This window comes from Marvinbryantia formatexigens DSM 14469 (genome assembly GCF_025148285.1).
Taxonomy (GTDB): Bacteria; Bacillota; Clostridia; order Lachnospirales; family Lachnospiraceae; genus Marvinbryantia; species Marvinbryantia formatexigens.
Window position 1 is genome coordinate 1453170 of the sequence record NZ_CP102268.1, and the last position, 26254, is coordinate 1479423.

General features: G+C 51.0%; 20 protein-coding genes. 6 read left to right on the forward strand and 14 right to left on the reverse strand.

Annotation, left to right across the window (positions count from 1 at the left end; translation table 11 throughout):
- Positions 1-75: 75 nt before the first annotated feature.
- Positions 76-3093, reverse strand: coding sequence for a beta-glucosidase (locus NQ534_RS07170; protein WP_006863624.1), 3018 nt, complete (start codon positions 3091-3093; stop codon positions 76-78).
- A 349-nt stretch (positions 3094-3442) separates the two neighbouring features.
- Between NQ534_RS07170 and NQ534_RS07175 the strand changes: the two genes are divergently transcribed.
- Together NQ534_RS07175 and NQ534_RS07180 are read left to right on the forward strand one after the other, a co-directional pair.
- On the forward strand, positions 3443-5128 hold the full coding sequence (locus tag NQ534_RS07175) for an AAA family ATPase (RefSeq protein ID WP_006863623.1): 1686 nt from the start codon (positions 3443-3445) through the stop codon (positions 5126-5128).
- Between the two features lie 201 nt (positions 5129-5329).
- A complete protein-coding gene (locus NQ534_RS07180) occupies positions 5330-6010 on the forward strand; it encodes a dihydrofolate reductase family protein (protein ID WP_006863622.1) in 681 nt (226 codons plus the stop codon).
- 479 nt (positions 6011-6489) lie between these two features.
- On the opposite strand, the gene NQ534_RS07185 is transcribed toward NQ534_RS07180, so the two are convergent.
- The 5 genes from NQ534_RS07185 to NQ534_RS07205 form a co-directional block, all read right to left on the reverse strand.
- The gene (locus NQ534_RS07185; protein WP_050778365.1) at positions 6490-9870 is read right to left on the reverse strand and encodes a glycoside hydrolase family 3 N-terminal domain-containing protein; all 3381 of its coding nucleotides are present in this window, start codon (positions 9868-9870) and stop codon (positions 6490-6492) included.
- A 237-nt stretch (positions 9871-10107) separates the two neighbouring features.
- Complete coding sequence (locus NQ534_RS07190; RefSeq protein WP_006863619.1) at positions 10108-11460, reverse strand: ATP-binding protein; 1353 nt, start codon at positions 11458-11460, stop codon at positions 10108-10110.
- Positions 11457-12167, reverse strand: a complete 711-nt coding sequence (locus NQ534_RS07195) for a LytR/AlgR family response regulator transcription factor (RefSeq protein WP_006863618.1) — start codon at positions 12165-12167, stop codon at positions 11457-11459. The genes NQ534_RS07190 and NQ534_RS07195 overlap by 4 nt, the downstream gene beginning before the upstream one ends.
- Positions 12139-13035, reverse strand: coding sequence for a 16S rRNA (adenine(1518)-N(6)/adenine(1519)-N(6))-dimethyltransferase RsmA (gene rsmA / locus NQ534_RS07200; protein ID WP_006863617.1), 897 nt, complete (start codon positions 13033-13035; stop codon positions 12139-12141). Before rsmA ends, NQ534_RS07195 begins: the two co-directional genes overlap by 29 nt.
- Position 13036: 1 nt before the next feature.
- Positions 13037-13849: a TatD family hydrolase gene (locus tag NQ534_RS07205; protein WP_006863616.1), complete on the reverse strand. Its 813-nt coding sequence runs from the start codon at positions 13847-13849 to the stop codon at positions 13037-13039.
- A gap of 261 nt (positions 13850-14110) precedes the next feature.
- On the opposite strand from NQ534_RS07205, the gene NQ534_RS07210 reads away from it, so the two are divergent.
- The 4 genes from NQ534_RS07210 (at position 14111) to NQ534_RS07225 (ending at position 17661) form a co-directional block, all read left to right on the forward strand.
- Positions 14111-14758, forward strand: a complete 648-nt coding sequence (locus tag NQ534_RS07210) for a MerR family transcriptional regulator (protein ID WP_006863614.1) — start codon at positions 14111-14113, stop codon at positions 14756-14758.
- A complete protein-coding gene (locus tag NQ534_RS07215) occupies positions 14739-15056 on the forward strand; it encodes a YbjQ family protein (protein ID WP_006863613.1) in 318 nt (105 codons plus the stop codon). Before NQ534_RS07210 ends, NQ534_RS07215 begins: the two co-directional genes overlap by 20 nt.
- Before the next feature lie 189 nt (positions 15057-15245).
- The gene (locus NQ534_RS07220) at positions 15246-15974 is read left to right on the forward strand and encodes an ABC transporter ATP-binding protein (protein ID WP_006863612.1); all 729 of its coding nucleotides are present in this window, start codon (positions 15246-15248) and stop codon (positions 15972-15974) included.
- Positions 15967-17661, forward strand: coding sequence for a putative ABC transporter permease subunit (locus tag NQ534_RS07225; RefSeq protein WP_006863611.1), 1695 nt, complete (start codon positions 15967-15969; stop codon positions 17659-17661). Before NQ534_RS07220 ends, NQ534_RS07225 begins: the two co-directional genes overlap by 8 nt.
- A gap of 160 nt (positions 17662-17821) precedes the next feature.
- Here the strand turns inward: NQ534_RS07225 and NQ534_RS07230 are convergent, their stop codons facing one another.
- From NQ534_RS07230 to NQ534_RS07265, 8 genes are all read right to left on the reverse strand, one after another.
- Positions 17822-18046 carry a hypothetical protein gene (locus NQ534_RS07230; protein WP_143115768.1) on the reverse strand — a complete coding sequence of 75 codons (225 nt, stop codon included), beginning with the start codon at positions 18044-18046 and terminating at the stop codon, positions 17822-17824.
- A gap of 528 nt (positions 18047-18574) precedes the next feature.
- Positions 18575-19717 carry a siderophore ABC transporter substrate-binding protein gene (locus NQ534_RS07235; protein WP_006863607.1) on the reverse strand — a complete coding sequence of 381 codons (1143 nt, stop codon included), beginning with the start codon at positions 19715-19717 and terminating at the stop codon, positions 18575-18577.
- A 23-nt stretch (positions 19718-19740) separates the two neighbouring features.
- Positions 19741-20493 (reverse strand): iron ABC transporter ATP-binding protein, encoded by a 753-nt coding sequence (locus tag NQ534_RS07240; protein WP_006863606.1) that lies wholly within the window; start codon positions 20491-20493, stop codon positions 19741-19743.
- A 3-nt stretch (positions 20494-20496) separates the two neighbouring features.
- The gene (locus NQ534_RS07245) at positions 20497-21471 is read right to left on the reverse strand and encodes an iron chelate uptake ABC transporter family permease subunit (protein ID WP_006863605.1); all 975 of its coding nucleotides are present in this window, start codon (positions 21469-21471) and stop codon (positions 20497-20499) included.
- Positions 21471-22550: an ABC transporter permease gene (locus tag NQ534_RS07250; protein WP_006863604.1), complete on the reverse strand. Its 1080-nt coding sequence runs from the start codon at positions 22548-22550 to the stop codon at positions 21471-21473. The genes NQ534_RS07245 and NQ534_RS07250 overlap by 1 nt, the downstream gene beginning before the upstream one ends.
- Before the next feature lie 133 nt (positions 22551-22683).
- Entirely contained in the window at positions 22684-23682 is a 999-nt protein-coding gene (locus NQ534_RS07255; protein ID WP_050778364.1) for a helix-turn-helix transcriptional regulator, read from the reverse strand.
- Between the two features lie 36 nt (positions 23683-23718).
- Positions 23719-24438, reverse strand: coding sequence for a response regulator transcription factor (locus NQ534_RS07260; RefSeq protein WP_006863602.1), 720 nt, complete (start codon positions 24436-24438; stop codon positions 23719-23721).
- A gap of 4 nt (positions 24439-24442) precedes the next feature.
- Positions 24443-26242: a sensor histidine kinase gene (locus tag NQ534_RS07265; RefSeq protein WP_006863601.1), complete on the reverse strand. Its 1800-nt coding sequence runs from the start codon at positions 26240-26242 to the stop codon at positions 24443-24445.
- Positions 26243-26254 lie beyond the last annotated feature (12 nt).

Here is a 26254-nt window from a genome sequence, read left to right on the forward strand (position 1 = left end):
TTCTTTTCTTTTTATGGAAAGGGACCCGGCTTTTCGCCGCAATCCCTTTCCGCAGAATTCATGTCTTATTTTTATTTACTCAACAGATGCTTTTTTCTTTTTCTTCAGCAGATAACGTACCAGTACGAGAACCGCGATGCCCACGATAATCACGCCGCCGATAACGTCAACCATAACGAACAGCTTATCCATATTTGTCATGCCGCCTACCGGGTTGGTGTCGCCTGCATAATAGCCGCTGTTTACGATGGTGTACATGATGTTCTTACAAGCCTGGCGCATTGCAAGAGTCGCTGTTGCGCTCTGGTCTGTGAACTGGTTGGACGCTGCGCTTGCAAAGCCAAGCATCAGATCGTTGCCGGAACGTACACAGTGGTCGGAAATCATGTAGCCGTAGGAACCGTCGTAGTCGGTGATTACCATGCCCTCAAAGCCCCACTCACCGCGCAGAACGTTGTTGAGCAGATACGGGTTGCCGCAGCTCGGAATCGTTCCGATCCAGTTGAAGGAGGACATGCACGCCTGGCTGTTTCCGGTGAAGCCCTTCACGCAGATCTCAAACGGTTTCAGGTAAATCTCACGAATCGCCTGCTCGGATGCATAGGTCAGCAGGAAGGAGCAGCGGTTCGTTTCCTGGTCATTTACTGCAAAGTGCTTGATGTAAGCGTATACGCCTTTTTCTGCCGCGCCGTTTACCTGGTTCGCCGCCAGATAGCCTGCCAGAACGCCATCCTCGGAATAATACTCGAAGTTACGTCCTGCAAATGCGGAGCGGTGCGTGTTCATAGCCGGTCCATACCAGCCGTAGTTGTTTGCGTCTGCATATTCCTGTCCCATAGCCTGTCCCACTTCATAAGCAAGCTGCTTGTTCCAGGTCTGCGCAAGCAGAACCTCAGACGGATAAGCGGTACCATAGGAACCAGTGATGAAGTTACTTAAACCTGCAGGACCATCACAGTCGGAGGTCGCCACCTTGCCAACGGAATCGATAGCAACCGTCTGCCATCCGCCCACATTGATCATCATGGACATATCATCAAAAGTAAGCTGGTCAAGAAGCTGCTCCCACTTCGCATCGTCATACGGTGCACCCTTCAAATCAAACAGGGTCAGACCGTTATCCGCGCCGAGCGTCGGCATTACATCTTCATCGTTGTTATACTTTGTGCCGTCATAGGTGCCAAAAGCATATTCCTCTACGGCTGCGCGCGTCTCATCGGACATCACAAACTGCTCGTCCTTCAGCGGACCGCACGCTTCGTCATAGTTTGCAAATTTGTCTGCACGGGAGAGCTGTACGAAATCGCCGCGGGAGTAATCCTCAAACTGATTGGTTGCCGCCACAGCGTCGCCTGCGCGTCCCTCTGTGCTGTAGTCGATGTCAGCGTCAACCGTGAAGGTCTCCTCTGCATCTACGGTGTGTGAATCAGAGCGAACGGAAATCACATAATCGCCCTCTTCCAGGATGTAGCCGCCGCCCTGGATCTTGATGCCCTCGGAATCGTAGGAAGCAAGGTCTTCCTTTGCGATTTCAAAGGAGAGCGTCTCGGATGCGCCCGGTTCGAGCACACCGGTCTTTTCAAACTGAACAAGGTTTACAGAAGCCTTTTCAATGCCGCCATTCGTGTAAGGCGGTGTGAAGTAAATTTCTGCAACATCTTTGCCTGCAACGTCGCCGGTGTTGGTTACGACTACATCAAAGGAGATGCTGTCGCCGTTGTCCGCAAAGTTTTCGATAGTCTTCTCAAAGGTGGTGAAGCTTAAGCCGTAGCCGAACGGATACTGCACGTAATCTTCATATTTTAAGAAGCCCTCTTCTGCTGCTGTCTCGTAGAACTTGTATCCGACATAGATACCTTCTACATAGTTTGCAAATGCAATGTTTCCTTCGTAGGAAGCGTCCGCAGCAGCGATCTGCTGTTTCAGATCCTCCACATTGTTGTACGGCATATTGCCGATGTTGTTGATGTACGGTGTCTCCATCAGATCCTTTACAAAGGTATCGGTAGTCTTACCGGACGGGTTCACGGAACCGTTGATGATCTCACCAAGCGCTGCAAATCCGGTGTTGCCTGCGCCCGGAGCCAGAAGAACGGCGCCGATCTGTTCATACTCGTCTACCCAGCCAAGCTCCATCGTATTGTTCGCATTGATGATGACAATAACATTGTCGAACTCGGAGCAAACCTTTTCGACAAGCTGTTCCTCGGTTACGGAAAGCTCCAGGTAGGATTCGCCCGGCTCAAAATCATCATAGCTGCCGTTGTTGGTGTAGTAAGCATTCATGTAACACCAGTTTGCCGGAGCAACAGAAACCTCCAGACCCGGATTATAGGTGCCGTGGATGATGGCGTTCATGTCCATCGGAAGGTCTGCGCCCTCGCCTCCGGAACGTCCGATAACGATTACGGCGGTATCAGAGAATTCCTTCGCTTCTGTCATGATATCATCTGTATAAGCGTCTACCGTCGGTTCCGGCAGCGTCCAGTCCTGCGAAGACATCGCGATGGTCGGACGCTCTGTGCGGTAATCCGTATACAGCTTTGTGAGTGTTTCGTTGGTTGCATAGCCTGCGTCCTGCAGAGACTGCAGAATACCGACTGCGGTGGATGCATCCGAGGAACCGGAGCCTGTTCCGCCAAACAGCGGGTTGGTGGAATCCCATCCGAATACGTTCAGGGCATTTACATCAGAAGATAACGGAAGAAGACCGTTGTTCTTCAAAAGAACCGTACCCTCTTCACCGATTCTTTTAATGATGTCTTTACTCTGTGCAATCGTTTCTTCCGAGAGATCTGCTTTTGATGCATTCAGAAAACCGGAAACGTTTGTGTACATCGGTCCGTAACAAATTACATTGACCGTAATGAGCAGCGCAGCAAAGAATGCCATCACCGCTTCCCAGCGGATTACGTGTTTGAAGCCCTTTTTTGCTTTGGATGCAAGGATCAATACCACAATCAGTACAACCAGAGCGGCAAGGATGAAATACACGTATCCCTGCAGTTGTGTGAGGTAGGCGAGCAAATCTGCCTCACTGACTCCCAGGCTGCCGAAAATCGGACCTAAGAGATTTGCCAATAAGTTTACCATTTTTTCTCCTCCTTTTACTTTTCACTCCGGCGCCCCGAAACGCCTTCGTGATTTTGATGAAAAAATTATAGCATACATCTTGATTTATGGTGCGTTATTTGCACGAATTGCATGTTTTCCTTCCTAAATTGTCCTATGCTTTTTTCAATTCCTGTCCTCATATGTCTATTTTGTACAAATTCAACAGGTCAGTTTTGTGCACGATGCATAGTTGACGACGATAGGTTACTGTTCGCTCCGTTCACATTAGCGACGGCAGGACAGTGTACTCTAATTCGGGTACAAAACCCATTGAAGATGCCGGAAATATGATTTACAATAATAGATATCATATACGGGCGGTGATTATATGGCAAGAACGGTAGGAATCGGATTACAGGATTTTGAAAAAGTCCGTAAGCGAAATGTCTTTTATGTAGATAAAACAAAATTTATACAGGAATGGTGGGAATCACAGGATGATGTAACATTGATTACCCGTCCGAGACGCTTTGGAAAGACACTGACGATGAGCATGCTGGAACAGTTCTTTTCTGTTGATTACCAGAATCGCAGCGATTTGTTTGAAGGATTGTATATCTGGCAAAAGGAAGAATACCGCAGACTGCAGGGGACATATCCGGTTATTTTTCTGAGCTTTGCAAATGTAAAGGAAACCTCCTTTTCTGAGACGAGGAAAAAGCTGTGTAAAACAATTCAGCTTCTGTACCGTAAATACAGTTTCCTGCTTGAGGGTGATTTACTGAGCGAAAGTGAAAAAGAGGAATTTTTAAAAGTGTCACCGGATATGGAAGACTACGCGGCATCTTTATCGTTACAACAGTTATCAAATTATCTCTATCGATATTACGGGAAAAACGTGCTGATTTTGTTGGACGAGTACGATACTCCAATGCAGGAGGCGTATGTCAACGGGTTCTGGAATGAGTTATCTTCTTTTACACGTAATTTGTTCAATGCAACATTTAAGGGAAATCCCTATCTGGAGCGTGCGATTATGACCGGCATTACCAGAATCAGCAAAGAATCTATTTTCTCAGATTTAAATAACCTGAAGGCGATAACCGTAACCTCTGAAAAGTACGCAGACTGCTTTGGTTTTACAGAGGCAGAAGTATTTTCCGCCCTGGATGAATACGGACTTTCTGACAAAAAGCCGGAAGTGAAGGCATGGTATGATGGATTTGTATTTGGTAACAAAGCGGATATTTATAATCCGTGGTCTATTATCAATTATCTGGCTGAGCACAAGCTGGGCGCATACTGGGCAAATACCAGTTCAAACAGCCTGGTCGGAAAGCTGCTCAGGGAGGGCAGCAAAAATATCAAACAGGATTTTGAAATATTGCTGAAGGGCGGCTGTCTGAAAAAAGTGATTGATGAGCAAATCGTATATAATCAGCTTCACGCAAAAGAAAGCGCCATCTGGAGTCTGCTTCTGGCAGGCGGATACCTGAAGGCAGTGCAGACAGAACAGATTGCCTCAACAGGTACTGTGTATTACTATCTGGAATTAACGAATAAAGAAGTGCGCAGCATGTTTTGCAACATGATACATGAATGGTTTGCAGATTATGACAGTGGTTATAATGATTTTGTTAAGGCTCTGCTGCAAAATGACCTGAAAGCGATGAATGTATATATGAACCGGGTGGCTATGGCAACATTCAGTTTTTTTGACAGCGGCAGCAGACCTTCTGCCGAAAGTGAACCGGAACGTTTCTATCACGGTTTTGTTTTAGGACTTTTGGTAGATTTAGGAGAACGCTATGTGATCACTTCTAACCGGGAAAGCGGTTTTGGAAGATATGATGTGATGCTGGAGCCAAAAAATCCGGCAGATGATGCAATCATTCTGGAATTTAAAGTGCGCGATGCGCAGGAAGAACCAGATTTAAATGCAACGGTCCAGTCGGCATTGCAGCAGATTGAGGAAAAGAAATATGCCGAAGCATTGATTTCACGTGGAATTCCCCCGGAAAAGATTCGCAGGTACGGCTTCGCCTTCCAGGGAAAGAAAATTTTAATCGGCTAAGCAAATAAAAAGACAAAAAACAATGTAAGGCTGACAGGCACCCCTGCCAGCCCTTTCTCCAATCATATTTTCCGTTTCCGATTGTGCCGCAAAAGTGGAAATGCTTATTGATAAAAATATTGCTATCGTTAAGAACCTTTAAGAATCTTCATTTCCATGATATAATGTGCATATGAATAAATCGAAAGATGGAGGAATAAAATGGACAGACCAATTACAACCTTGTTTATGCTAATGTCTGTTGATGGTAAAATCAGCACTGGTGCGTCAGATAATTTAGATATGGATAAGGACTTTCCTAAAATTACAGGCGTGAAAGAGGGGTTACATCAATATTATGAAATTGAGCAGACAACAGATTTATGGTCACTTAATTCTGGAAGAGTGCAGGCGAAAATCGGTGTCAACACAGCGGATATGCCAGCTAAAACGCCTGTCTCCTTTGTTGTCATTGATAATAAACATTTAACGGAACACGGTATCCGCTATTTTTGTGCTTTATCAAAACAGTTCGTTCTGATTACATCCAACAAAAATCATCCGGCATTTGAAATGGAAGAGGATAATCTTCATATCATATACCAAAATGAATTATCGCCAGAGGACGCTCTTGCCAGGCTCAAAGCAGACTATGGCTGTGAAAGGATAACAATACAGACTGGTGGTACATTAAACGGACTGTTTCTTCGTGAAAAGCTGATAGATTTTGTTGATATTGTTGTAGCGCCTGTATTAGTCGGAGGGAAAGATACCGCCACTTTAATCGATGGAAAATCCTTACTGTCGGAAAACGAATTATCAAAATTATGCGTGTTGAAATTGCAGGAATGCGTCGTTCTGGAAAATTCCTATCTCAGATTACGCTATAAGGTAATTCACTGACCGCAGTCCATTTGTATGGCAGAAATGTGAAAGCTAAGTATCTGCAGATACCGCGCGGGGCGGTACTGTGCGGTCAGCCAGCGTCCTGTGTCCAGCGCAGACAATAGGCAGCTTTTGCAGATTTTGCGAGCATAGCGGCAGCTTTCGAAGCTTGTCTGAGCCTGCATCGCAGGCGAGTTAGCGGAGAAAGCTGTCTGATAGGCGGCGCAGCAAAATCAAGAAAGCAACGTGTCTGCGCCGGACACAGGACGCTGGCTGACCCCGGCAGAAGCCCCTGTACAGATTATCGCCGCAGACTACATGCCTGTACGTCACTCCCGCCAGACAAAAAAAGGGGCAATTTTTTTGTGTAAGTTTTTAACATATAGAAAATCCGGCAGAGGATAATCCCCTGCCGGACTCTAAAGGAAGAGTTTCTGCAGGGCTGAGCTCATCCAGCCCCGCAATCCGAAAAGCATCTTAACTTCTTTTCTGATCCATTATTTTGCTTCTGTTGTTTCTTCTTCCGCGGTTTCTGCTTCCGTTGTCTCTTCTTCCGTCTCCGCTTCTGCAGTTTCCGCCTCTGTTGTTTCTTCCGTCTCTGCTTCTGTCGTTTCCGCCTCTGTTGCCGCTTCTTCTGTCTCTGTTTCCGCTTCCGTCGTTTCTTCTTCTGTTTCCGCTTCCGAAGTTCCCTCTGCAGCATCTTCTCCTGCCCAGGAAGCAGCGTATGCATCATAATCAAGGCTCTGGATGGTGGTCAGCGGCTCTGCAGAATATTTCTCTGTACGCTCGTCGCTGATTACGCCTGCCCAGTTCATACCGAATGCGAAGTCATAGGTGTTGCCTGCTGCATCTTTATAGCATTCCATGTCGCGCGGTACGTCCTCAAGCTGTGCTTCCACAACTTCCATAGAAGCCGGCTGCTGGAATACAAGGAGACCGTTCGGCTCTGTCTGGCCAAGGATGATCTCAGCAACAACGTCATTGTACTGCTTGTTGTAGCATACCAGGATAGCGTCTGCCAGCGGCTCTACTTCATCCCAAACCATGCCGCGTTCCATCTTCATGGATACGATAACCGGAATGTCACCTGCTACAGAATCCGCATACTGGAGTGCTTCCAGGTCGCCGTAGTTTGCCGCCGCCGGAGCAGTCTTGCCCTTGTAGGAGCGGTTTTCCTTCGTGCCATCCTCCAGAATCTTACCGGAGATAGAAACCTCACATGCAGTGTCAGCCGTGTACTCAGCATACTGCAGGGATGCCGGATACCATTCATCTTCCGTTCCTTCCGGAGCCGGAGCGCCGCCGAATGCACCTGTCATAAGCGCATTGTAGGAAACGCTGTATGCATTGCTCATGCCAACCAGGATATAATCGCACGCTGCAATCTCTTCCTCAGTTGCACGTGTAAGGTCGTCCTTCGTGTAGGTCGCGTTGCCGTCTGCATCCGCCTCGCCGGTCGGATCGCCCAGTGTATCGGTTACGATGTTGAAATACTTGCCGAGAACTTCCAGATCCATACCCGGTGTCCAGGACGGTGTCCCCTGGCTGATGCCGGTTGTCCAGCTTGCGCTGAAGCCTGTGTTGTAAACGTACGGTACGTATACGGTCGGTTTTTCTTCGGAAGCTTCCTTCTCGCTGATCACGCCGTCGTTCTTAATCATAACTACAGACTGTCTCTGTGTTTCCAGACCATACTCGTTTGCGGAATCGCTGAAAATGATGGAATCAGCATATGCGGAATCACTGTACGGCTGATCGAACATTCCCAGGTTCATCATCACGATAATATAGTTGTAAGCTGCATGTCCAACGATCTCGTCAGCTTCTTCCTGTCCGTCGCGCTCTACCAGGATGTTGTAAGCTGCTACAGCATTCTCAACATTACTGTAACCGCCGAGCAGGTTTGCGCCTCTCTCCCAGCTTGTAGCGATACGATCCGGCTCTTCCAGGGATTCTGCACCCCATACGCCTGCGAACTGATATACGCCCCAGTCGGTAATCTTCAGACTGTCATAGCCTGCTTCTTCCAGCAGACCATACATATACGGATTGTAAGCGCCTGCCCACTCACCGCCGTACGGATTGCCGTCTGCATCTACGTTGATCGCATATTCTGTCATGATACCCGATGCACCTGTCAGACCCGGCAGATTAAATACGCCGTCAAAGTAGGTGATCAGGTGTGCCTGCAGGTTGTTGCCTGGGAACGTAGCATAACGTCCCGCATTGCTGTGGTCGTTGCGTCCGCCCTCGGTAGAGCCTGCGCCGCCGTAATGCTTTGTGAAGCAGTATACGGACTCGTCGCCCCATCCAAGGTCTTCGCCGTTTTCATCATAGGTGGACTGCATCGCGTTTACATAAGCGGTAGCGATGTCCAGTGTAAGCTGCGGATCCTCGCCGTAGGTTCCGCCTGCGCGTTCCATAACTGGAGATGCGATATCAACCTGCGGTCCAAGGAGCGCGGTAACGCCTGCCGCGCGGTACTGCTTCGAGGTTTCTTCACCGATCTCAGCCGCCAGCTCCGGATCCATAGTAGATGCCAGGGAAACCGTCTCGATCAGACCGGAAATGTTTGCCGGGTCGATAGAGATCATAGCCGGGATACCGTATAAGCAGCTCTCAGCTACTGCCTGGATTTCATTGGTCCATTTTGCATGTGCGCCGCCGCCAAGAGAGATATTACGGGTAACGCCGCCGCGGCCGCCCTGTCTTAAATAGGTTGCGGAGCCGTCTTCATCGGTAAGCGGTTCAGTGGTGAAATCGCCCCAGCCGCCATGTGTGAGCATTGCCGCCATCTCGGAGCCTTCCATCTGGCTTACGAGATCCTCTGCACGCTCTTCGCCTGTCTTTCTCCAGTCTTCATATACGTCCAGCTCGCCATCCTGGTCGAGATCCTTAAATGCGTAGCCATCTTCTTCGATAATCTTTACGCCGGAGCTGGAGGACAGTCCCAGAGTATCGCCATCCTCGTTCTCAATCTTGATCCAGTTGTCGTCTGTAACCGTAACGGTATATTTTGCGTCATCGCCCGGAACCGGAACGTAAGCTTCTGCCTCTGTTTCCGCTTCGGTGGCTGCCTCCGTAGCCGCCTCGGTCTCTGCTTCGGTTGCTGCTTCGGTTTCCGCTTCTGTCGCCGCCTCTGTCTCAGCTTCGGTCTCTTCCTCTGCTGCGCCGGCATTCTTATACGGATCTGCCGCTGCGTCCGCATTCTTGTACGGGTCTGCCGCTGCGTCTGCGTTCTTATACGGGTCTGCTGTTGCCGCATCTGCATTCTTGTACGGATCTGCCGTTGCCGCGTCTGCGTTCTTATACGGATCTGCTGTCGCTGCGTCTGCGTTCTTATACGGATCTGCCGTCGCCGCGTCTGCATTCTTGTACGGATCTGCTGTTGCTGCGTCTGCATTCTTGTACGGGTCTGCTGTTGCCGCGTCTGCGTTCTTATACGGATCTGCCGTCGCCGCATCTGCGTTCTTATACGGATCTGCTGTCGCTGCGTCTGCGTTCTTATACGGATCTGCCGTTGCCGCGTCTGCGTTCTTATACGGGTCCGCCGTTGCTGCGTCTGCGTTCTTATACGGATCTGCCGTTGCCGCATCCGCTGTCTTATACGGGTCTGCCGCTGCCGTTTCTGCTTCAGTTTCCGCCGCTTCTGTCTCTGCTGCTTCGGTTTCCGCTGCTTCTGTCTCTGCTGCTTCTGTCTCTGCCGCTTCGGTTTCCGCTGCTTCTGTCTCTGCTGCCTCAGTCTCCTTCGCTTCGGTTTCTGCCTCCGTCGCAGCAGTCGTCTCTGCCTTCTTCTGAGAACCGGAGTCTCCGCATGCGGTAAGACTCAGCGCCATCGTCGAAGCCAGCAACAGTGATAACACTTTCTTTCTCTTCAAAATACTTTTCCTCCTTTTCTCTTTCCCGGAACGACGGGGTGAGCTACTTCCCCTCTCTCCGGTCCGGCTGGGCGCAAAAAACATCTGTCGACTTTTCCCACACCTGCCGACTGTAAAAAAAATATACCACAAATACAGCTTTGCGGCACATTTATTGCACAAGCTGTTTCTTTTTTTGCATAAATTGTCGCTTCTGTTTTGTGGTATAGGATATGTTTTAAATATATTGCACAATTTCTATTTTTTATTTTTGTGCACTTCGCTGTTTTCCTGTTCCTTCGGAAATGGTATCAGAACCATCAGGCGGAACCAGTTTTTTTCCTGGCTCACAGTAATAGAACCGCCGTATTTCTGCGCGCTGTGCAGAATACTTTTCACCCCGAAACCATGATAGGCATGATCTTTTTTGGATGTCAGCGGCAGCCCGTCCTTAAACACCGCCTCCTCCTCACAGTAATTTTCGATACTGATCGTCAGAAACTGCTTTTTAGCCGCCACCGACAGATGAATCAGGCGCTTCTCCTTATCCGCTATTTTCAGCTCACACTCAATCGCATTGTCCAGCGCGTTTCCAAAAATCGTACAGATATCCATAACGTCCATAAATTCCAGGAGATGTCCGTCCGCCACGCAGGTAATCCCGATTTTATGCTTCTCACAGTACAGGCTTTTGGAGGTGAGCACAGTGTCCAGGATATCATTTCCGGTCTTATTCTGCGCCTCGTACACCCGGATTTCGCTTTCCATCTCATCCAGGTAGGCGTTGCGCCTGTCGGCATTGCTCTCTGCGCGCAGCACGGCAATCTGATGCTTCAGATCGTGATATTTGCGATTCACCAGGTCAATGCTCTCCCTGGAAAGCTTGTACTGCATAAGCTGGTTCTGCAGCATGTTTTCCATCGTGTCCCGCTCGTAGCGCAGGTAAAATTCATTCAGAAGCGCGTGATAGGCGTACAAAATAAAAAAGCCCGCCAGATCCACCCAGGTGCGGATATTAAAGATTTCCGTCTCTATACTGCTGCTGAACGGCGTTTTTTCGTACAGAAAGCTCAGGTTGCTCATGAAAAAGGCAAGCGCGCCAATCATGACAGCGGAGAGCAGCTCCCGTGTGGAAACCTGCAGCATATCGCCGTCCGAGAGCACCCGCTTCTCCAGCGTCCAGGCAATGCCAAACACAATACCGTAGATCACAGCAACATAGAGCAGACGCACATAAAATACATCCTCCGGTTTTCCGTGTACCATATAAAAATAAAGCTGCCATTCCAGAGACGCCGCCAGTTCGGCAAGAAGAAAGGCGCGCACTGCATTATACATGGCATTCTTCAGCGACATCGCGCAGCAGAACATAATCAGTCCGCCCATCGCCGCCACCGCCGTCAGCATCCCCGGTATCCAGAGAATTTCCGGAAGCTTCCCCGCAACTATCTGGATAATAAGCTGCCCGGCAAGCCCTCCTGCCAGAATCAGCGCTGTTTTTCCCTTTGCATAGCGTTTTTTCAGAATTGAGACATATACAACACATGCCAGCCACTCCGCCACCGCCGTATAATAGCGGGGAATATTGGGAATTACCGGTTCAAAGATCATAGCAGCACCTCGTTCATATAGGCGGCAAGCGTTTCCTGGAAAATTTTTCTGCGCGGACGGCTGACAGCAAGCGCGTCTCCTCCCGCCGTCACACAGCCATCCTGGATGCTGTCCACATGCTCCAGATTGACAAGGTACCCTTTATTACAGCGGCAGAAATGAAACGGCTCCAGCTTCTCCTCCATTTCCTTCATAGTGCCGGAGGTTTCACAGATGCCGTCCTTTGCGTGGACAAACAGCGTGTGCCCCTGACTTTCTATATAGTAGATGTCCTCCGTCGCAATTCTCCTGGAGCCGCCTTTTACGCGCACCACCAGATAATGCTTCTCCTTTTTGCCCAGCCGGCTTACCGCCCGGTCCAGGCGCTGGGAAAAAGCAAAATAAGAAACCGGCTTCAGCACATAATCCAGCGCATTTACGGCATACCCGCGGATGGCATACTGCGCCATGTTTGTGACAAAAATAATGGCGACCTCCTCATCCAGCCTGCGGATGTTTTCCGCCGCCGTCATTCCGTCCATAAAGCGCATCTCGATATCCATCAGAATAATATCGTAAATCGCCTGGTAATTCGTGACGATGTCTTCCCCGTCCTCAAAGCAGGTAAGCTGGATGGTCTGTCCGCTTTCCCTCTCATATCTGCGGATGTAAGCCGTCAGCTCCTGCCTGCATAAACTATCATCTTCCACAATCGCAATCCGTATCATTTGTTCTCTTTCCTCCGAGAATATTTGCAAGCTGCGCAAACTGCTCCAGCGCCAGCGTCTCCCCACGAACGCCCGCCGGTACGCCCAGCTTTTCTATCGCCCCCGTAATTTCTTCTTTTGTAAACGTAAGCTCCGGCGCATTGCTCAGCCCGTTCGCCAGGGTTTTTCTTCTCTGGTTAAAGGAAGCCCGGATAAGCGCAAACATCAGCTTCTCGTGTTCCGTTTTCACCGGAGGTTCCCTGTGCGCCGTCAGCCGGATGACCGCGCTGCCCACCTTCGGACGCGGGATGAAGCAGTTCGGCGGCACGTTCGCCGCGATATATGGCTCGCAGTAATACTGAACCGCCAGTGACAGCGCCCCATAGTCCTTGCTGCCCGGCTGCGCCTGCATCCGCTGCGCCACCTCTTTTTGCACCATCACGGTAATGCTTTTCACCGGCACATGCTGCTCCAGCAGCCCCATGATAATCGGCGTTGTAATATAATATGGAAGATTTGCCACCACCTTGATGGGCTTCCCACCATTCTTTTCCTCCACGAGCGCCGCGATGTCCACCTTCAGAATATCTTCATTTAAAATCTCCACGTTCTCATAACCGGCGAGCGTCTCGTGCAGAATCGGTATCAGCATTTTATCAATCTCCACGGCAAGCACTCTGCCCGCCGCCTCGGAAAGATACTGCGTCATGGTGCCGATGCCCGGTCCGATTTCCAGCACAAAATCTTCTTTTGTAATGTCGGCCGCCGCAATGATTTTATCCAGTACATGACCGTCAATCAGAAAATTCTGGCCGAATTTTTTCTGAAAGGCAAATTCGTATTTCTGAATGACCGCAATCGTGTTCTGTGGATTTGAAAGCTTTTCCATACTACTCCTTTACTTCTGCCGCCAGGGGAGCCTGCATACACTCCAGACGATACAGCCGGTACGCGTTTTCCCAGGTCGCCCGCTCCGTCTCCTGCGGCGTCAGTCCTTTGATTTTTGCAATTTCTTCTATTATATATGGAATGTACAGCGAACAGTTGCGCTTGCCGCGGTACGGAACCGGCGCCAGATACGGGCAGTCGGTTTCCGTCACGATTCGCTCCAGCGGAACCGCCGCCACCACTTCTTTCAGTACTCTGGCATTTTTAAATGTCACAACGCCGCCGACGCCGATGTAGTAGCCCATTTTTACGTATTCGCGCGCCATCTCGGCGGAGCCGGAATAACAGTGGATCACGCCGCCCGCAAAGCCCGTTTTCCCGGCGTGCACTGCCCGGATACAGTCGAAGGTATCCTTTGCCGCCTCGCGGCTGTGCACGATGATGGGCTTATCAAGCTCCAGCGCCAGCTCCATCTGCGCCGCGAACCATTTTTTCTGCACCTCGTGCGCCTCTTTATCCCAGTAATAATCCAGCCCGATTTCGCCAACTGCCACCGCCTTCGGATGACGCAGCATCCTGCGCAGCGCCTGCATTCCTTCCTCATCCAGCTCCCCGGCATGGTCGGGATGAATCCCGATTGCGCCGTAAACAAAATCGTACTTCTGCATAAGCCGCCAGGATTCTTCCGCTCCGCGCATACTCGCGCCCACATTTACCACCGCCCCGATGCCGTGCCCCGGAAGACCTTCCAGTAACTGTTCCCTGTCTGCATCAAATGCCTCATCATCATAATGCGCATGTGTATCAAAAATCATATCCGTTCTCCTTCTGCGGGCAGAGACTCAGAAATGCTCCGCATTTCTTCGTTCGCTTCGCTCGTCGAATGAACGGAAATATGGCTGCCTGTGCAAGCCCCGCATCCATATTTCTGTTCATTCTTCTCTGCCCTTTACGTGTATTTTACCATATACGCTGCCATTCTGAAAAGCATCTTTCCTTTTTTTTAAAAATAATATATACTTTGTATTGACTTTCCCCCTTGTGGAAGGTGTAGGATTTGAACAGGAGGTGGGGATTTGAAGATTCAGCAGGTAGAGGAACTGGTGGGAATCACCAAAAAGAACATCCGTTTTTATGAGCATGAAGGGCTGCTGTCCCCGAAGCGCAGCGAAAACGGCTACCGCGATTATACGCAGGAGGACGTGGAAACACTGAGAAAGATAAAGCTGCTCCGGAGTCTTTCTTTCCCGCTGGAGGAAATACGCAGGCTGCAGGCAGGCGTCCTGACTATGGAGGACGGCGCGCGCCGCCACATTATCGTGCTGGAGCGTGAACAGGCGTCCCTTGAAAAGGCGCAGTGTCTCTGCCGGGAAATGCAGGAGCACGGCGAGACCCTGGATACGCTGGACGCCGGTCTTTATCTGGAAAAAATGAAGCATATGGAAAAGGAAGGAGCTGTCTTTATGGATGTGAAAAAGCAGGACCACCGCCGGGATTATATCGCGCCCGCAGCGGCTTCGGTTATCATCGTTCTTTTCATCGGAATTGTTTTATTTTTTATGATAACAGAATCCATGAAAGAACGCCTGTCCACAGGTGAATTTTTATTTATCGCGGCTATGGCTGCGATGCTGCTCGCCGTCATCGTCGGCGTACTGCTGGCGCTCTGGCAGCGTATTAAACAGATTAAAGGAGGAGAAGAGGATGCTGCTTCTAAATATTGATTATATTCCTGGAAAAGAAATTGCCGAAGCGCTCGGCATCGCCAAAGGAAGCGTCGTAATGTCAAAGCATCTGGGAAAGGATTTTATGGCGGGCATGAAAACCATCGTCGGAGGAGAAATTGAAAGCTACACAGAAATGCTGGACGGAGCGCGGAAAATCGCCATGAAACGGATGGTGGAGGACGCGGAGGGCATGGGAGCCGACGCCGTCATCAACATCCGCTACGCTTCCTCCTCCGTTATGCAGGGCGCCGCCGAGGTGACCGCCTACGGAACCGCGGTGCGCGTAAAGGACTGACGCTGCTTCACAGAGACTTACACAGAGCGCAGCACTTCACAGCACAGCGCATCGCATGGCAGCACCGCCAAATGCCCGTACCCTAAAGGATTAGTCCTTGCATGGCGTCGCAGGCACGAAACCTGGCTCATTGCCCGCGGAAGTGAGGCACTGCGCAGCTGATCATACTTACTCACAAGGAGATTCATCATGATTACTCTTACAAACGTTTCCAAGACTTACGGAAACAGCAACAAAAAAGCCGTGGATTCCCAGACCTGGGAGATTCCGGACGGCAGCATCACCGGCTTTATCGGTCCGAACGGCGCCGGAAAGTCTACCACTTTAAAAATGATTACCGGTATCGTGACCCCCGACGAGGGAAGCATTGTCATCAACGGACACGATATTGTGAAAGAACCGATCGCAGCGAAAAAGCAGTTTGGCTTTGTGTCGGATTCGCCGGATAAGTTTCTCCGTCTGAAGGGCATCGAATATCTGCGCTTCTGCGCGGATGTCTATGAGGTTCCGGAGGCGCAGCGCAGAGAGCGGATTGATATGTTCGCCAGCCGCTTCGGTCTCACGGACGCCCTCTCCAGCCGGATTATGAGCTATTCCCACGGTATGCGCCAGAAGCTGATGGTCATCGGCGCGCTTCTGCACAACCCGTCCGTCTGGATTCTGGATGAGCCGCTGACAGGACTTGACCCAGGCTCTTCCTTCGCGCTGAAGGAAATGATGCGCGAGCACGCTGCTGCCGGAAATTCTGTGCTTTTCTCCACGCATATTCTGGAAATCGCCGAACGGCTCTGCGATTATGTGGCGATTATCAATCACGGACGCATCGTGTTCCGGGGCACGCTGGAACAGCTCCGCGCCCGTTATTCCGGCGAAATGTCGCTGGAAAATATTTTCCTGGAGATGACCAGTCATGCGTAAAGAATTATTACTCACAAAAATCCTGTTAAAATGCGGAATGGGCAGTATGCTGCCCGCAGGAAAAAAGAAGCGGCAGATAATCGGACAGTGGGCGCTCTATCTGCTGATTGCCGTCTGCATCGTGCCGCTGCTGGTTCTGCTTTACCAGTTTGGCAGAGCCATGTATCAGACGCTGTCTCCGCTGCGCCTGGAGTACCTTGCCTATGACATCACGCTCCTGCTGCTCTCCCTTACCACGCTGATCTTGTCGCTGCCCTTTGCGATGTCCGTTTTATTTCTGGCAAAGGATATTGAATATCTTCTGCCGATGCCGCTTTCCCCGTGGCAGATTGCGGGGGCAAAGCTCTGTACGGTGCTGCTGTACGAATATATCACCACCGCGGCTGTCGGCATCCCCATGCTTGCCGGAATCGGAACGGCGGCGCATCACGGCATTGCCTATTTTCTTTTTGCTGCGCTCGTGCTGCTCGCACTCCCCATACTGCCGGTGATTTACGGATGCCTCCTCGGCGTTCTGATTCTGCCACTCACCACAAAGCTGCGCCGCAAAGAGGCAGTCACAACGCTTTTTTCCATCCTGATTATCCTGCTCGCCAGCGGCGCAGGACTTCTCTTCAGTTACTTTGGCGAGACGCTGGGCAGTCTGGATATCGCCGCCATTATCACCGGAAATAAGCAACTGCTCATCCAGGCGGAATACCTCTTCCCGAATCTTCTGCTCGCCGGAAGGGCACTGAAAAGTACAGACCCGGCAATGCTGCTTCTCTACGTGCTGACTGCCGCGGCGGCAATCCTTGTTTTCCTGCTGGCAGGAAACCGGTTTTATCTGAAAGCGGTATCCGGCATGAACGAGGTTTCCCAGAAGCGCGAAAAGCTCTCCGCTGCAGAGGAGATGCGCGCGCTGAAGACTTCGGGCATTGTAAAGAGCTGCGCGCTCCGGGAGTGGAAGCTGCTGGTGCGCACGCCCGTGTATTTTCTGAACTGTGTGCTTTCCGCCTTTCTTGTGCCGGTCATCCTTCTGGCAGCGCTCATCGTTCCCCTGCTTGGGAACATGGAAGAGCTGCAGAAGTTCCTGCCTCAGGTGTCGCAGCTTTTTCAGATGTTCGGCACAGACCAGCTCTCCGGTGTGCTTATGCTAACTGTTTTCGCCCTCACGACGCTGTTCTGCACAATGAATCTGTCGGCTGCCACCTGCATTTCCCGCGAGGGAAGCAATTTTATCGAAATGAAATACATCCCGGTTCCCTATAAAAAGCAGCTCCAGGGAAAAATGCTCTGCGCCGTCAGCCTCAGCTTCGCGGCTACGCTGCCCTACACGTTTTTGCTTGTATTTGCAGGGGCGGCAATCTTAAAGACCCCGGTGTGGCTGCTCCTCCCGGCGCTTGCCATCAATGTTTTTACGGTATTTACCGTCAGCTATTTCCAGTTGCTCGGCGATCTCTGGAAGCCAAAGCTCTCCTGGACCAGCGAGCAGGCCGCCGTCAAACAGAATTTCATCGCCATGCTCACCATGCTCGGCGCATTTTTGGTCTGCCTGCTGCTCGGACTTGGCTGCATCGGGCTTTATCTGCTGCGGATTCCCGTCTACGGAATCCTCGCCGCAGGAATCATAGTCCTTGGCGTACTTGCCTTCGGGCTGCGCGCCTTCGCTTTCCGCTACGGAGAGCGGGCGCTGGCAAAACTGTAATCAGATACTATTCCCCGCAATAAGCTGCGTGATATCAGACCTGTACCGCAGCAGAACTGCGGGGATTTTCTCTCCGCTTATCTCTGACTGCTACTGAACGTGTGCCCTTTGCAACCGACCTTTTAAAAGTGTAAAAATCAGTCGCGCAGACATATCTCCCTCAGGTCGTTTCCATCTCCCGTTTCACGCTTTCCAGCTCCCCGGACGTCATTTCAACAAGCCTGAGAATCTCCTCCTCCGGATATCTTCCCTCCAGCATGGCCCGCGCTGTCCTTCTCTTCTCTGCCCGCCTGCCACGCCGTATCCCACGCTTTATTCCGCTTTTTCTGCCATTTTCATATACAGCCTCCGAAAGATTACACATCAGATTTATCTCCCTTCTCATATCTGCGTCCATTTTTATATGAAATTTTTCCCGCAGCAGACGCTCTTGCCGCAATTCCTGTTGTATTCATTACTGAAATTTTGGCGAGACGCCAGATTTTCTGAAATGTGAAATCATTATAGCATATCATTTTTTACATGTCAATATTTAAAAATATTTTTATAATATCTCTTACTATTTATAATATTCTCGGTCATGCAACAAATATCAGAAACAAATGTGTCTTACCTTCGACGGGAAGCCAGTCCTTTAAAGCATGTAAGCAGATATTTCTGATATTTAACATATGGCGTTTAGACAGAGGTCACAGACAGGAGCTGTCGCTGTCAGCCTCCTTCTTATACATGGCAACAAAAGAGCCAGCCCGGACAGCGTAAATCATCCGGGTTGGCTATGTCTGTTCTCATATTATAACCGGGCATCTGCCCTGTGCTGTAAATGTTCTGACAGGATAGTCAGGGTATCTGCCCCATGCTGCACATGTTCTGGTATCATCACCGGGGGCATCTGCCTTCTGCTGTCCGCGCCTTAGTTCAGCAGCGCGCTCTCCAGGTCAGAAAGCATAACATCGAATGCTGTCACGCCGCCCTCTGCGGTGTACCACACTGCCGGGTGCTCCAGAATGACAAGATTGCCGTTTTTGTATGCGTCTGTGCCCATTACCAGCTCATTTTCCATGATTTCCTGTGCGAGCTGCGCGCCGTTTGTGCCGATAGCCGCATCGCGGTCCATTACGAAAATGTAATCCGGATTCAGCGATACGATCAGCTCGAAGGACGCCTCATTTCCGTGCGCGGATTCCGCTGCGCCGCCATTTCCCTGGGCAGCCGCCTCTGTAACCGCTTCGGTTGTGCCTTCCTGTGCCTCTGTTGCTGCTTCCGTTGTACCTTCCTGTGCCTCACCTGCTGCTTCCGCTGCACCTTCCTGCGCACCGGCATTTTCTCTGCCGCCGCCCTGTCCGCCGTTGCCGCCTCGTCCGCCGCCGCTGGATTCCGCAACGTCAGCGCAAAGGTTCTCAAAGCCGACTTCCACGCCGATAAGAGAGCAGCGTCCGCCGTTTCCGATTACGTTAAAGCTGCCGCTGGTGCACATACCGATTACCGCGGTCTTTCCTTCCGCAAATTCATGCAGCGTGGCAATGCGCTCGTCAAACCCGGCAAATTTTTCTTCTATCTCAGCTTCCTTTCCGAAGATGGAGGCGATGGTCTGCGCATTCTGACGGGTACTCTCCAGAAGTCCAATTTCTGTGTCGGTAGACAGATAAACGACCGGGGCAATCTCACTGAGTGCATCGTAGCTTGCCGACAGACGTCCGCCGATGAAAATGATATCCGGCTCGCACGCCATGACCGCTTCCAGGTCTGCCTCTTTAATCGTGCCGAGATTTACGATTTCTTCATTTTCCATATAGCTCTGCAGATAATCCAGGGAGGTGGAGGCAGAGCCGACCACGCGGTCTCCCAGGTCCAGGTTAGCCAGGATATCCAGCGCCGCCATATCCAGAATCGCGATGCGCTCCGGGTCATAGGGAACCGCCATCTCTGTTTTTTCACCTGCTCCATTAAGGCAGGTAATCTCCACGGTCTCCGCCGAAGCATCCTCCGCCTGGCAGCACGCCGCCGCACCAAATGCCATCATTGCTGTCATAAGAATCGAAACTGCTTTTTTCATATCGTTTTGCTCCTCCTTAAATTTTAATAGTAAATGGAAAGAGGCTTTCCCTCGATCTCCATGATTTCAAAGTCTACATCGTAGATACGGGATAAGGTCTCTTTCGTCATCACCTCCTGCACCGTCCCGAATTTTGCGATTTTTCCATCTTTAAATGCACAGATGTAGTCTGAATAAAATGCCGCGTAATTAATTTCATGCAGCACTAAAATCACCGTCTTGCCCAGCTCATCGCAAAGGCGACGGACAATTTTCATCATATTGGTGGCGTGGTAAATGTCCAGATTATTCGTCGGCTCGTCCAGAAGCACATACTCCGTATCCTGGGCAATGACCATCGCAATATAAGCGCGCTGTCTCTGCCCTCCAGAGAGCTCGTCGATAAACCGGTCGCGGAAGCTATCCAGCTCCATATAGCGGATCGCCTGGTCGACAATACGCTCATCCTCCGGGGTAAGCCGCCCTCCGCAGTAGGGGAAGCGCCCGAACGCCACCAGCTCCTCCACCGTAAGCTTCATCTGGATATTGTTGCTCTGCGTAAGAATCGCCAGCCGCTTTGCCAGCTCCTTACTCTTCCATTTCGAAATGTCGGCGCCCTCAAATTCTACCTCGCCGCCGTCCCGCGCAATCAGACGCGAAATCACGCCCATCACCGTCGATTTTCCGGCGCCGTTCGGACCAATCAGGGACAGCACCTTCCCTTTGGGAATCTCGAAGCTTACCCCCTGCACGACTTCCTTTCCGTCGTATTTCTTTGTCAGTTTATCAATAATCATTCTTCAGGACCTCCTGTTCTTTAGCAGCAGATAAAGGAAATAAATGCCGCCGCCCACGGAAATAAACACGCTGATAGGAACGGAATACACATACACCCGCTCCACGATGCACTGCCCGCCGATCAGCACAATCATGCCAAAAAGCGCCGAGCCGAGAATCAGCTGCGAATGCCGGTATGTGTGCAGAAGCTGCCGGGACAGATTGGCAATAATCAGTCCCAGAAAGGAAATCGGTCCCACCATCGCCGTCGCCACCGCAATGCAGATGGTGACGCCCAGAAGCAGCCGCCGGATGCTCCTGTCGTAATCCACGCCGAGATTTATCGCCTGGTCCTTCCCCAGCGTCAGCACATCCAGCAGCGCCAGGTCTTTGCGCAGTACAAAAATCAGCGCGGCGAGTATAACCACCGACAAAACGATAATCTCCGAATTTATGTTGTTGAAGCTTGCCACCAGGGTGGCGAGCAGCGTGTCGTACTCATTCGGGTCCATAATGCGCGTCAGTGTCGACTGGATGCTGGAGAAAAAGGACGACAGCACCGTACCGATCAGCAGCACATAAAGCACATTATGGTTCGTCTTCTTAAACAGATAGCTGTAAATAAACGTCGCGATAATGCCCATCAACAGCACGTCCATTGCAAACGCAGCGTTTGCGTTCACCGCGAAAATGCTTGCAGAGCCTGCAAAAAAATACACCGCCGTGTGAATCAGCGTGTAAAGCGAATTCATGCCGAGCAGGCAGGGCGTCACGATCGTATTGTTGATAATCGACTGAAATACGATGGATGCGCCGCCGATGGCGAACGCCGTAATCAGCATGACGATCAGCTTCGGAATGCGGATTTTCATGGAATACTGAAACAGCTTCGGGTTATGAAAGTTTACGGCAACAAACAGGTACGCCGCCGAGCACAGCAGCACCAGCACCGCCATGATAATCAGCTTATTTTTATTTGAGAGACGTCTGGTTTTCATCACGCGTTCCCTCCTGTTCCATTCTGCGCCGCGCCTTTTCCGGTTTTTTTCGTAAAATCAAAGCGCACAGCCTTTCTGCCGCGCTTCAGGCGGTACAACAGCAGCCCGATAAACAAAATACTGCCGAGAATACCGACAATCAGCTCAATCGGCAGCTCGTAGGGGGCAATCACCACGCGCCCGATCATATCGCAGCCCAGCACGAAAATGGCTCCGAACAGCGCCGTGTCCACCAGCGTTCCGCGGATTTTGTCCCCCTTAAACATGGCGACAACATTGGGCACGATCAGACCTATGTAGGAGATAGAGCCGACCACCACCACGACTGACGCCGTAATCATCGCCGCAATGCTCAGTCCCATAAACAGCACCAGATTGTAGGGGACGCCGAGGTTTCTGGAGAAATCCTTTCCCATACCGACAATATTAAAATGATTGGCAAAGATAAACGCCAGAATCACCAGCGGAACCACCAGATAAACAATCTCGTAGCGCCCGCGCAGAACCATTGAAAAATGTCCCACCAGCCAGGAGGACAGCGCCTGCGTCATCTCATACTTGTACGCCAGATAGTTTGTGACGCCGTTTATCACGTTGCCGAACATAATGCCGACCAGCGGCACCATCACCACATCCTTAAAGGTGATGCGCTGGATAAACCATACAAAAATCCAGGTGCCGAGGATGGCGAACACAAATGCAAAAATCGCTCTGCCCCACAGCGTGGACTGCGGCATAAACAAAAGCGCCAGCAGGATGCCGAACTGTGCCGAAGAAATCGTAGCTCCGGTGGTCGGGGAAACAAATTTGTTCATGCAGAGCTGCTGCATAATCAGTCCCGCCACACTCATGCCGACGCCGGTGCAGAGAATCGCCAGCAGGCGTGGCAGTCTGGAAACAAGGAAAACCTCCCACTGCTGCAGATCTCCCGCAAGCAGTCCCGCCGCATCCACATCCAGCACGCCGATAAACAGCGACCAGATGGACAGCACCGCCAGGGCGACTGCCAGAATTATTGTAAGACTATACTTCCGAATAACAATCCCTCCATTGTTAGTTTCAACTAACTTTTGTAGCAAAAAAAAGAAGCCTGTCCGCGCAATGATATTCGTCTGGCCTATTACCTTCAGAAATCAAAAATGCGCTCTGTGCTAAGTTACAGAACGCATTATAACAGACTCTCTTCTGCCGTTTCCACTCCAAACGGTTCTTTCAATGCTCCAAAAGGATACTTTTCCGGTATTCCGTCGGGGAGACGCCCATCACCTCGCGGAACGCCCGCGAGAATTTGCTGCTGTTATCGTACCCGAAGGAAGCGGCGATCTGCGCGACCGGCGTGTCCGTTGTTTTTAAAAGCTGCGCCGCCGCCCGCATTTTGTATGCGCGCAGATAGGTCTGGATAGATTCCCCGTAAACGCTGTAAAAGCATTTTTTCAGCCGGGCAGGGGATACGTAAAACTGCTCCGCAAGCTGACGGATGGTCAGCCGCCTGTCCATATGCTCATTGATAAAACGGCAGACGTCCTTTGCCAGCTCCACCTGCGATTTCTGGCAGGAATGCTGACCGGACTGCGAAAGCGCCGTATCCAGGCTGCTCAGAAACAGAAACAGCTCCAGGACCTTCACCTTCAGATAGCCCTTGCGGATATCCTCCGGAACCGTGTAGAGCTCGGAAAAAACGTGCTCCAGACGCGCCGTGGAGCGCATAATAAAGCAGCGGTTTTCCGCGCAGAACTTCTCCAGAAGCGCAGCCGGGCTCACCCGCACATCCGCCAGAAAACAGGAAAGGCACCGCGGCGTCAGCTCCGGGTCGACAATCACGGAAACGCCGTAATAACGCCCCGTCGGGCAGTATACGGCGGTGCCGCTGCCCGCGCTTTTGCAGACCGCCATGTCGCCCGCGGCAAGATAAAAAAACTGCTCCCCGGCATCGTATTCAAACCGCCCCTCCCGGCAGTGCGTGATTTCCAGCACGCCCGCCGGATAAGAGGGCGGATAGGTGTACGTCTGCATCCGGGCGTCCTTATAGCACACCCAGATTCCCGGAAAAACAGGATATTCCGTAATCGTCAGCTCGCCGTCGTCATTCGCCACCCGGTAAGCGATACAGTCTTCATTTTCAAAAAGTAATCTGGCATCCCTGTCGCAGGTGCCCTCGCATAAATTCATCTTCATGCAGGCTATGATAACATCACATTTCTTTTTTGTCAATTTCCGCCCTGCCGTATTTTTCCCGTTGCCCTTCCTCTAATTGCTTTTCTTATACTCATTCGGCGTCATTCCCATAAGCTTCTTAAATACGCGGGTAAAATACTTCTCGTCCTTAAACCCGACCTTATAAGCAATCTCATAGGTTTTAAAATACTTCTGCTTCAGATAGGCGCACGCGTGCTCTATGCGGACCTGGTTCAGATAATCCACAAAGCCCTTCCCGCAGACCTGCGGAAAGCTGGTGGAGAGATAGCCCGGCGAAATCCCCGCCACATCCGCGACGCGCTGGAGCGTAAGCTCTTCGCTATAATGCTCCTCCACATATTCCCTGGCGCGGCTGACCGCTCCAAAGCTGGCGTTCTCTTCCTCATGCACCTGCACAACTCCGGCTATCTCATCGGCAATTTCCATGATCTGCTTCAGAATATCAGAGGAACGGCTGGGCTTTAGCATATAGCAGCGGGCGCCGTAACGCACCGCCTGCTGCGCATACTTAAATTCCTCATAGCCGCTTAAGATAATCGTTGCCGGCAGGATTCCCGCTCCCTTCGTCTCCTTCATGACATCGATTCCGTCCTTTCCCGGCATCTGAATGTCCAGAAGCATAATTTCGGGATGCTTTTCAAATATGATGTCAATCGCCTCCTGCCCGTTCCGCGCCAGATAAATCTGTTCAAAGCGGTCGGTATGCAGACGGATATATTTTTCCATTCCGTTTCGTATCGTATCCTCATCCTCCGCTATTAATAACCGCACACGCTCACCCCTCTTCCATGTCCGCCGGCAGGCAGACCGTCACCAGCGTTCCCCTGCCCACCCGGCTCTCAATATTCAGTTCAAAGTTTTCTCCGTATTTCAGTGCCAGACGCTCCCGGACATTTTTAATCGCATACCTGCCGATCCGCTGGCCGGAATAAAACTTATCGCTGTCTTCCTCCCATATCCGCCTGAGCTGCACATCATCCATACCGACGCCGTTATCCCGGACAAAAAATTTTACAAATGCCCCTTCCATACGCGCGGCAACCGTAATTTTAAAATCCTTTACCGCATCCTGCATCCCGTGAACTACGGCGTTTTCCACAAAAGGCTGCAGAATCAGCTTCGGTATTTTCACATTCAGAGCCGCCGGCTCCACCTCAAAGCTGTAATTCATCTGCTCATGAAAGCGGAGCTTCTGGATTTCCAGATAGCGCTCCAGAAGCTGAAGCTCCATCTCCACAGTCACCATACTCTTTCCCTGTCCCAGTACAAGCCGGAAGAGCTGCGCCAGCTCATATACGCTCTCCGCCGTTTTTTCATCGCCCTCTCCCTCCGCCTGCCAGTAGATGCTGTCCAGCGCATTGTACAGAAAATGAGGATTTATCTGTGCCTGCAGGACGGCAAGCTCGCTCTCGCGTTCCCGCAGCACCATCACGTAGTTTTTATTAATCAGCTCGCGGATATCCGTTACCATCTGGTTAAAGCATGACGCCACTTCACCGATTTCATCTTTTGTGGTAATTTCAATCTGCTGTTCAAAATCGCCCCTGCGAAACTTTCCCATCGCCACACAGACCTGCTCCAGCGGCTTCGAAATCACATACGAGATTATAATCGTCAGCGGCAGGATGCCCAGCGATATACCGATAAGCAGCAGCAGCGGAATGTAGGCAATCTCTCCGAAAATGTCAAAAAAGCCCTTTGTGGGCACTACCTTAAAAAATATCCACTGGTCGTCCGTTACGCTGCCTCCGTATATCTCCCGTTTTCCGCAGCGGACCTGCATGTTTCCCTTCAGCGCCTGCATATTTTCCGCAATATACCCGCGCACCTCTTCATCGACATTCCCGCAGATCAGAAGCTCGCCGCCGTTTTTTTCGTACAGCAGAATCGCTTCCTTCTCCGACTGAAGCGCATTCCGGCAGAGCTTCTCTATCGCTTCCAGCGAGATCCCGATGGTGGTATATCCCAGCATCTGCGATTTCGCCGTATTATAGACCGCCCTGCAGAGAACCAGCTTGTCCGACCTGCTTCCCTGATAGATTTCTCCGTTTCCATGCGGCACATACACCCACAGCCCCTTTCCAAGGAGCGCCTTTGTCCGCTGATAAATTCCGGTAGCGCTGATTTCCTCCAGCGTCGAAATATAAGAGCTGGCGTCCATGCAGCGCAGATACGGCGTCACTCCGTTTTCCGGATAAACAGACAGCGTCTTGATATAACCCTTCAGCGCAATAATATCCTCCACCATACGCATGGGCGCAAGATTCTGCCAGAGCCGGACGTCCCGGCTGACGGCTTCCGGGTCATCCGTGGTGAGAATGCTCCGTATATCATTATTGATTGCCAGGTTCAGAGAAAGATTTCTTACATCCTCCTCGATAATATCCAGAGAGGACTGCAGGTTGTTAATATTCTGCCTCTGAAGCCTGGCATATTCGTTGCCGGATTCCCGGTAGCGGTACACCGTCACCGCAATGCAGATGACAAGCAGCAGCGGAATCAGCACGACATACATATAGAAAACAATCTTCCTTCTGATAGACATATTCCCTATCTTTTCCCGCAGCCTTCCCATTTCTGCACCTCC